We start from the raw sequence: 8,190 nt of genomic DNA, 5'->3' as shown, positions 1-8,190 counted from the left end.
TGAGCTGGAGATATACCTCCCGCTCACGAGTCAGGCGACGACCGCCCCCTCCATGTCTGACCTTGCGGACCTCGAAGTCCATCGCATCCCCTGAGCTGGGGTGTTGCGACGACTACTAGAACTCAAGACTCGGAGGGGGCTCAGCAGTGTCGGCGCTCGATGACGTCCTTGCACGCTGAGGCTGCGTGGTGACACCGGGTGCTTGTCTCGCGCGAGAACCCGGGGGTGACGGGTCCGTTCTGAGGGGGACTCGCTGAGCAGGCCGGGTTGGTGACGCTCCCCCGGGGGGCCGGCCCGGCCAGGTTCCCCCAGTTCAGAATGCGTGCTGGGGGAGCCGTCATCCGGCACGGCAGCCTCCTTCCGCGATCGTCCTTCCCTGGGGCACCCATCTTGTGTCATCTATCGAATCTCGATAGATTTACATCGTGGTTCGATCGAAGGAGTGGTGATGGGGAAGCTGGCCGTGGCGGGATTGCGCTCGGTGCTCGTGGTGCTGCTTGCCGGATCGTTGTTCGTGCAGGGGGTGATGGTGCCGCTGCTGGCCGTCGACATGAACGGGCTCAGGCCCGAGTACGCGTATCTGCGCACCCCGATCCTGGTGATCACGGTCCTGGGTGTCGTGACGGCACAGGTCGTCGTGGTCTGCGTGTGGCGGCTGGTGACGATGGTGCGTCGCGGGACGGTGTTCTCCACCGCCGCCTTCCGCTACGTGCACATCGTGATCGGCGCGTTCGTGGCGGCCGCCCTGCTGGTCTTCTCGCTCGCGGTCGTGCTCGCCCCGGGCGAGGCGGTGGCTCCCGGGGTGGTCCTTCTGCTGTGCGGGGTCGTCGTGGCCGTGCTGGGCGTCGCGCTGATCGTGCTCGTACTGCGGATGCTGCTCGCGCAGGCCGTCGCACGCGACATCGAGGCGGCCCAGATGCAGGCCGAGCTGGAAGAGGTCATCTGATGCCCATCGCCGTCGACATCGACGTGATGCTGGCCAAGCGCAAGATGTCCGTGGGCGAACTGGCGGAACGCGTCGGCATCACCCCCGCCAACCTGGCGGTCCTCAAGAACGGCCGCGCCAAGGCGGTCCGCTTCTCGACCCTCGCCGCGCTGTGCGAGGTGCTGGAGTGCCAGCCGGGGGATCTGCTGCGCTGGGAGACGGAGACGGCGGCCGACCCTGCGCCCGACTCGACGGCCGACTCGACAATGGCCTGATGGAGAACATCGACATCCGCCCGGCCCGGCCCGCCGACCTCGCCGCGGTGGCCGCCCTCCGGTGGGAGTGGCTCGTCGAGAACCGCTCGGAGGAACTCGGCGAACGCGAAGCCTCCAGCGAACGCGAGGACTTCGGTGAACGCGAGGCCTTCGTACGGCACTTCGTCGGCTGGGCGGGGGAGAACGCCGGATCCCACCGCTGCCTGGTCCTCGCCCGGGACGACCGGGTCATCGGCATGGCCTGGCTCGCGGTGGTGCAGCGAGTGCCCACGCCACGGGCGCCGCGGCGGGCCTCCGGCGATCTCCAGTGCGTGTACGTCGTGCCCGAGGCGCGGGACGGCGGGCTGGGCGGGCGGCTCGTCCGGGCCGTCCTGGACGGAGCGCGCGAGCTCGGGCTGGAACGCGTGACCGTGCACTCCAGCCCGCGGGCAGTCCCCGCGTACGCCCGCAGCGGCTTCCAGGAGTCACCCCGGCTGCTCCAGGCACGATTCACCCGCGCATGAGCCGTATGATCTTGCGGCTGAGTGGGGGAACTGCGAGAGAACGGGGCGGGTCTGTGCGGTGCTGGATCCGGATGGGGCACTGAAGGCGTCTACGACGGTATGGATCTGGAGAAACGACCCCGCGAGGGTTCCGAGACGCGGGTCGATCCGCGCGAGCGGCCGGCCGAGCCGACTGTCCGGCGCGAGCCCGAGGCGCCGGAGGGGTGTCTCGCCGTCGCGATCCGGATTCCCGTGCGGATCATCGTGCTCGTCCTGGTCGTCCCCGTGCGGATGCTGTGGGACGCGCTCGTCGTGGCCGGACGGTTCCTGAACGACACCCTGCTCCGGCCGCTCGGCCGGGCGCTGCTGTGGCTCGGGCGGGCGGTGTTCGTCTGGCCGTTCCTGGGGCTGTGGCGCTACGTCGCCGTCCCGGTGGGCAAGGCCCTCGGATGGCTCGGCCACGTCCTCGTCGTCGTGCCCCTGGTGTGGCTCTATCGGTATGTGCTGACCCCCGTGGGACACGCGATCGCATGGGCCGCCCGGGGCGTCGGTGCCGGGGCCGGCTGGATAGCCAGGGGTGTGGGAGCCGCGCTCGGCTGGGTGTACGCCTGCCTGCTCACGCCCGTCGGGCACGCGGTGATGTGGGTTGTGAAGGGGATCGGCGCCGGGCTCGCCGCGCTCGGCATCGGTGTCTGGACGGTCCTGGCGTGGCTCGCGACGTACCTCGTCGTCGTACCCGCCGTATGGCTGTACACCTGGCTGCTCGCTCCCGTCGGCCGCGCCGTCGCCTGGTGCGGCAAAGGGCTTGTGTGGGTGCTGAAAATGATCGTCACCGGTATCGGCACGGGCCTCTACTGGATCGCCCGCATCCTGTTCGTCCTGCCCGCGCTCGCCCTCTGGCGCTGGGTCCTCACGCCGGCCGGACGCGTCCTCGCCGTCATCGGGCGGGAGGTGTGGGACGCCCTCGGCCACGCCTGGCGTGTCGCCGGGCACATCTCGCTCGCTGTCGGGCGTCTGCTCGGCACCCTCTTGCGGTGGATCTTCGTCGAACCGGTGCGGTGGGTGTACCGCAGCGTGCTGACACCCGTCGGGCACGTCGTACGGGACGCCGTGCTGCGGCCCGTAGCCGACGCCGCCCGCAGTGTGCGGCGGGCCACCCGACAGGCGCTGGCCGGTGCCCGGGAGTCCGTACGCCAGGCCCGCGCCGACTTCCGGCGGATGCTCTTCGGCGCGCCGCGGCAGCCGCAGCCGGTCGACCGGAGGGAACCATCGGAGCGCGAGCCACGTACTCTAGGTAGCAGTACGACCGCTCTCACGAAGGACTGAACGACACTGGGCAAGCGACAGCCCGAAGGCCCGCCGCCCGCACCCGCGGTGCAGCGCATCCGACTGCGCTACACCAAGCGCGGCCGCCTCCGGTTCACCAGCCACCGTGACTTCCAACGCGCCTTCGAGCGTGCGTTGCGCCGTGCCGAGGTGCCGATGGCCTACTCGGCGGGCTTCACACCGCACCCGAAGGTGTCGTACGCCAATGCCGCACCCACCGGCACGGGCAGTGAGGCGGAATACCTGGAGATCGCCCTCACCGCGCCCCGCGACCCGGAGCAGCTGAGGGTTCTCCTCGACGAGTCGATGCCCTCGGGTCTCGACATCATCGAGGCGGTCGAGGCCCGTACCTCGGGGCTCGCCGACCGGCTGACGGCTTCCGTCTGGGAGGTCCGGCTGGACGGAGTGCCGCCGCAGGAGGCTCGCCGCGCGGCGGACGCCTTCATCGCGGCCGAGACGGTCGAGGTCCAGCGCCTCGCGAAGAACGGCGTCCGCACGTTCGACGCCCGTTCCGCCGTGGCGGGCCTGGAGGTCCACGACCTCGCGGAAGCGCACAGTTCGCGGGCTGATAGGCCGACCGACCAGCCCTGTGCGATACTGCGGCTGGTTGTTCGGCACGTGACGCCTGCCGTACGACCCGACGACGTCCTGTCCGGTCTTCGCGCCGTGGCCGACCTGGCGCCGCCGGTCCCCGCAGGGGTGACCAGGCTGGCGCAGGGGCTGTTCGATGAAGAGACCGGCACGGTGACCGACCCGCTCGCGCCCGACCGCGAGGCAGTCGAGGCCAACCCAACGGCCGCACCGACTGCCGCCGCGACGGCGCCGGCGTAAGGAAGGTCCCGCGTAGGGACGGACGTCGTAGCGCCGCCCTCGGACTCGGGAGCCACCTGGGTCGGGCAGCGCACCGACCAGAAGACTTTCGCCAGGCCGTACGCATTCGGCGTACGGAACCGGCGAGACAGGACACAGAGAGCTCCCGTGCGGCGCCCGCGCCCCGGACGGCGGCGAACGCGCACAGCGCGCGCCGCGGACGTCACCGGCATCGCCGGACCAGGTGCGGCGCCCGGGAGCCTGACGGGAGATAAGCCCGCATGCTCGAACCGACCGAACCCACAGAGGGTTCCGAACAGAACACTCCCAGCGACACCCTGCCGCCTCGTCGGCGGCGGCGTGCCGCGTCCCGCCCGGCGGGTCCGCCCACCGGCGCATCCCCCGACGCACCGGTGGAGACCGTCACGCCGGCCATACCGGTCGCCGAGGCCGAGGATCTCGCGGCTGACGTCGTGGAGACCGACGAAGTCGAAGAAGCGGCTGCCGAGGCAGCCAGGGCTTCCGAGACGGGCAAGGCCACCGCGGCTGTCGAGAGCGATGAGGCTGTCGCGCCCGCCCCGCCCAAGCGGCGTCGCGTGCGCCGTGCCTCCGCACCTGCCGGCGCTCCGGAGGCGGCGGAGGGCGCCGAGACCGTGGTCCCGGTGACCGCCGACACTCCCGTCGCCGCCCCGTCCGAGGCCACCGTCCCGGCCGATGCCACCGCCCCGGCCGAAGTGTCCGAGGACGCCGCGCCCAAGCGCAGCCGGCGCCGGGCCACGCGTACCGTGACCTCGCCCGCCGCCGTTCCGGCGGAGGCCGCCGAGACGGTCGCGGCTCCGGCGGAGGCCGACGGCCCGGAGCCGGCGGTCGTGGCCGAGGGCGCCGCCGAAGGTGCCGAGGCCGCTGAAGAGGCTGCTCCGCGTCGGACTCGCCGGCGTGCCTCGCGGCGGGCATCCGCGCCTGCCGGGGCGCCTTCCGCCGCGGACGCGGTGGAAGGGAACGCCGAGGAGGCGAAAGCACCTGTGACCGAGAACCCCGCCGCCGCTGCCGCCGCCGAAGCGGCCGGGACAGCGGAGCCCGAGGAACCCGAGGAGCCCGAGGAGTTCGCACCGGCCGAGGCCCAGCGCGAGGAGCCGGCCGGCGGTTCGCGTCGCCGGCGTCGGCGCCGGGGCGCCGGCGACGACTCCGAGGCCCAGGCCCAGGCTCAGGCCCGTGAGGCCGCCGCCGACACCACCGCCGCCGACACCACCGTCGACGAGGCGGAGGAAGCCGACGAGTCCGCCGAGGACCAGGCCGACGGCGACGACCAGGACGAGTCCGAGGGCACCGGCTCGCGCCGCCGCCGTCGCCGGGGCGGCCGCCGCCGCAGGCGCGGTGAGTCCGCCGACTCCGACGGTGAGGGCGGCGAGGACGCCGATTCCGAGAGCGCCGGGCAGGACACCGAGGACAGCGCCGAGGAGGACGACGAGGACTCCGAGGACGCCACCGACCGCGACGAGTCCGGTGGGGGCTCCAGCAACAGCCGCCGTCGCCGTCGCCGCCGTCGCCGCGCCGGTGACTCGGGCACCGAGCCCGAGCCCTCCGAGGACGACCCCGAGCGCACGGTCGTCAAGGTCCGCGAGCCCCGCCCCAAGGCCGAGCCGTCCGACGAGGTGCAGTCCATCAAGGGCTCGACCCGTCTGGAGGCCAAGAAGCAGCGTCGCCGCGAAGGCCGCGAGCAGGGCCGCCGCCGCGTCCCGATCATCACCGAGGCGGAGTTCCTGGCCCGCCGAGAGGCCGTCGAGCGCGTGATGGTCGTCCGCCAGCACGGCGACCGCACGCAGATCGGCGTCCTCGAGGACAACGTGCTCGTCGAGCACTACGTCAACAAGGAGCAGTCGACCTCGTACGTCGGCAACGTCTACCTCGGCAAGGTGCAGAACGTGCTGCCGTCGATGGAGGCAGCCTTCATCGACATCGGCAAGGGCCGCAACGCCGTGCTGTACGCCGGTGAGGTCAACTTCGAGGCGCTGGGCATGGCCAACGGGCCGCGCCGCATCGAGTCCGCCCTGAAGTCCGGCCAGTCCGTGCTCGTCCAGGTGACGAAGGACCCCATCGGCCACAAGGGCGCCCGTCTGACCAGCCAGGTCTCCCTGCCGGGCCGCTACCTCGTGTACGTGCCCGAGGGCTCCATGACCGGCATCAGCCGCAAGCTGCCCGACACCGAGCGGTCCCGGCTGAAGACCATCCTCAAGAAGATCGTCCCCGAGGACGCGGGCGTCATCGTGCGCACCGCCGCCGAGGGCGCGAGCGAGGACGAGCTGCGCCGGGACGTCGAGCGGCTGCAGCAGCAGTGGGAGGACATCCAGAAGAAGGCCAAGAACGGCAACGCGCCGACGCTGCTGTACGGCGAGCCGGACATGACCGTCCGGGTCGTGCGCGACATCTTCAACGAGGACTTCTCCAAGGTCGTCGTCAGCGGCGACGAGGCGTGGTCGACCATCCACGGGTACGTCTCGCACGTCGCGCCGGACCTCGCCGAGCGGCTGTCGAAGTGGACCTCCGAGGTCGACGTCTTCGCCACGTACCGGATCGACGAGCAGCTCGCCAAGGCCCTGGACCGCAAGGTGTGGCTGCCCAGCGGCGGTTCGCTGGTGATCGACCGGACCGAGGCGATGGTCGTCGTCGACGTCAACACCGGCAAGTTCACCGGCCAGGGCGGCAACCTCGAGGAGACCGTCACCAGGAACAACCTGGAGGCGGCCGAGGAGATCGTGCGTCAGCTGCGGCTGCGCGACCTCGGCGGCATCATCGTCATCGACTTCATCGACATGGTGCTGGAGTCCAACCGGGACCTGGTGCTGCGGCGCCTGCTGGAGTGCCTGGGCCGGGACCGTACGAAGCACCAGGTCGCGGAAGTGACCTCGCTGGGGCTCGTGCAGATGACCCGCAAGCGGGTCGGACAGGGCCTGCTGGAGTCCTTCTCCGAGACCTGTGTCCACTGCAACGGCCGCGGTGTCATCGTGCACATGGAGCAGCCGACGGCCCCGGGAGGCGGCGGCAAGCGCAAGAAGCGCGCGCGTGCCGGTGCCGGTGAGCAGCCGTACGTGCACGAGGCCGCCGTCGAGACCGTCGAGCAGGAGGCCGAGACCGAGGCCGAGGTCGGAGCCGAGGTCGCCGAGCCGATCGCGCTGCCCGAGCCGGTCTTCGAGCCCGACGAGGAGCTGTACAGCAGCGCCGCCGAGGCGGAGGCCGCGGCCGGCCGTGGCCGGTCGCGACGCCGGGCGAGCCGGCGGGTGTCGGCTCCGGCGGGCGCCCCGCGGGGTGAGACGGCGGAGCCTGAGGCCGAGCAGGGCCGGGGCAGGGCCCGGCGCGGCCGGGGCAGGGCCGAGCAGGCCGAGGCCGAGGTGCCGACGGCTCAGGACGTGACCGCCGAGCAGGAGGTCGCCCGTCCGGTGCAGCCGGAGACGGCCGCGGAGGCGCAGGCCGAGCCGATGGCCGTGGAGGACCCGGTGGTGGAGGCGGCGCAGGCCGCTCCGGACGCTTCGGCCGCTCCGGTCGAGGACGCCGCGCCCAAGGGCCGTACCCGGCGGCGGGCCACCCGCAAGGTGTCCGCTCCGGCCGGTTCTCCGGCGGGGGCCGAGGCGGCCGTGGTGACGGTCGCCGAGACCGCACCGGCGGTGTCCGAGGCCGCCGAGGCGCCCGAGCCCGCCGGACAGCCCGAGGCGCCCGCCGAGAGCGCCGCCCCGGCCCGTCCGCGGCGCCGTGCGGTGCGCAAGCCCACGGTGTCCACGGCGTCCGAGGAGACGGCCGTCGTGGTCGTCCCGTCGGCCACGTCCGAGGAGGCCACGTCCGGGGAGGCCGTGACCGCGGAGGCCCCGCAGGCTGCCGAGTCCGACGGTGCCGTCACGGCGGAGACCGCCGAGGAGTCGGCCCCCGCCAAGAAGACGGCCCGCAAGACGGCGAAGAAGGCCACGGCCAAGAAGGCCGCCACCACCGCCACCACCAAGAAGACCGAGGCGAAGAAGACCGCCGCCAAGAAGACGACGGCCAAGAAGGCGGCCAAGACCACCAAGACCGCCGCCAAGAAGACCGCGTCGAAGAAGACCGTGGCGGCGGAGTCGGCGTCCTCCGGGGCCTCCGTCTCGGCCTCCACCGACGAGGGCTGACCGGCCTCGACGTCCCCCGGGGCGTGCGCGAACCCGCGTACGCCCCGGGGGACGCGACCGGCGTGACCGGTCGCACAGGTGGCGGGCCGGGCTCGGTTTGACCCCTTCGCACGTGGCCCCGTAACCTTGACCGTCGGCGTGTCGACTGACACGTCACATCCCCGTAAACCTCATCCTCCGGGCGCCGGGCGCCAGGAGAGGCCGCTCGCTGAGCGGGTGGCTGG

General features: G+C 72.5%; 6 protein-coding genes. All 6 read left to right on the top strand.

Annotation, left to right across the window (positions count from 1 at the left end; all coding sequences use genetic code 11):
* Positions 1–448: 448 nt before the first annotated feature.
* The 6 genes from C1J00_RS10185 (at position 449) to C1J00_RS10160 (ending at position 7,966) form a co-directional block, all read left to right on the top strand.
* The gene (locus C1J00_RS10185; RefSeq protein WP_102908718.1) at positions 449–946 is read left to right on the top strand and encodes a DUF2975 domain-containing protein; all 498 of its coding nucleotides are present in this window, start codon (positions 449–451) and stop codon (positions 944–946) included.
* Positions 946–1,200 (top strand): helix-turn-helix domain-containing protein, encoded by a 255-nt coding sequence (locus tag C1J00_RS10180; protein ID WP_102908717.1) that lies wholly within the window; start codon positions 946–948, stop codon positions 1,198–1,200. Before C1J00_RS10185 ends, C1J00_RS10180 begins: the two co-directional genes overlap by 1 nt.
* A complete protein-coding gene (locus C1J00_RS10175; protein WP_439333391.1) occupies positions 1,197–1,703 on the top strand; it encodes a GNAT family N-acetyltransferase in 507 nt (168 codons plus the stop codon). The genes C1J00_RS10180 and C1J00_RS10175 overlap by 4 nt, the downstream gene beginning before the upstream one ends.
* Positions 1,704–1,802: 99 nt before the next feature.
* On the top strand, positions 1,803–3,008 hold the full coding sequence (locus C1J00_RS10170) for a phage tail tape measure protein (protein ID WP_180989488.1): 1,206 nt from the start codon (positions 1,803–1,805) through the stop codon (positions 3,006–3,008).
* Positions 3,009–3,056: 48 nt separating this feature from the next.
* Positions 3,057–3,839, top strand: coding sequence for a TIGR03936 family radical SAM-associated protein (locus C1J00_RS10165; protein ID WP_102908715.1), 783 nt, complete (start codon positions 3,057–3,059; stop codon positions 3,837–3,839).
* 260 nt (positions 3,840–4,099) lie between these two features.
* The gene (locus tag C1J00_RS10160) at positions 4,100–7,966 is read left to right on the top strand and encodes an Rne/Rng family ribonuclease (protein ID WP_102908714.1); all 3,867 of its coding nucleotides are present in this window, start codon (positions 4,100–4,102) and stop codon (positions 7,964–7,966) included.
* Positions 7,967–8,190 lie beyond the last annotated feature (224 nt).

Origin of the sequence: Streptomyces cahuitamycinicus (genome assembly GCF_002891435.1) — a bacterium.
In the GTDB taxonomy this organism is placed as follows: Bacteria; Actinomycetota; Actinomycetes; order Streptomycetales; family Streptomycetaceae; genus Streptomyces; species Streptomyces cahuitamycinicus.
Note: the sequence above shows the minus strand (reverse complement) of the source record. Positions and strands in the feature narration are given on the sequence as shown.

Excerpts from the sequence above, each read along its gene's own strand:
- C1J00_RS10185 (WP_102908718.1), top strand. The coding sequence starts at position 449 with ATGGGGAAGCTGGCCGTGGCGGGATTGCGCTCGGTGCTCGTGGTGCTG.
- C1J00_RS10180 (WP_102908717.1), top strand. The coding sequence starts at position 946 with ATGCCCATCGCCGTCGACATCGACGTGATGCTGGCCAAGCGCAAGATG.
- C1J00_RS10170 (WP_180989488.1), top strand. The coding sequence starts at position 1,803 with ATGGATCTGGAGAAACGACCCCGCGAGGGTTCCGAGACGCGGGTCGAT.
- C1J00_RS10160 (WP_102908714.1), top strand. The coding sequence starts at position 4,100 with ATGCTCGAACCGACCGAACCCACAGAGGGTTCCGAACAGAACACTCCC.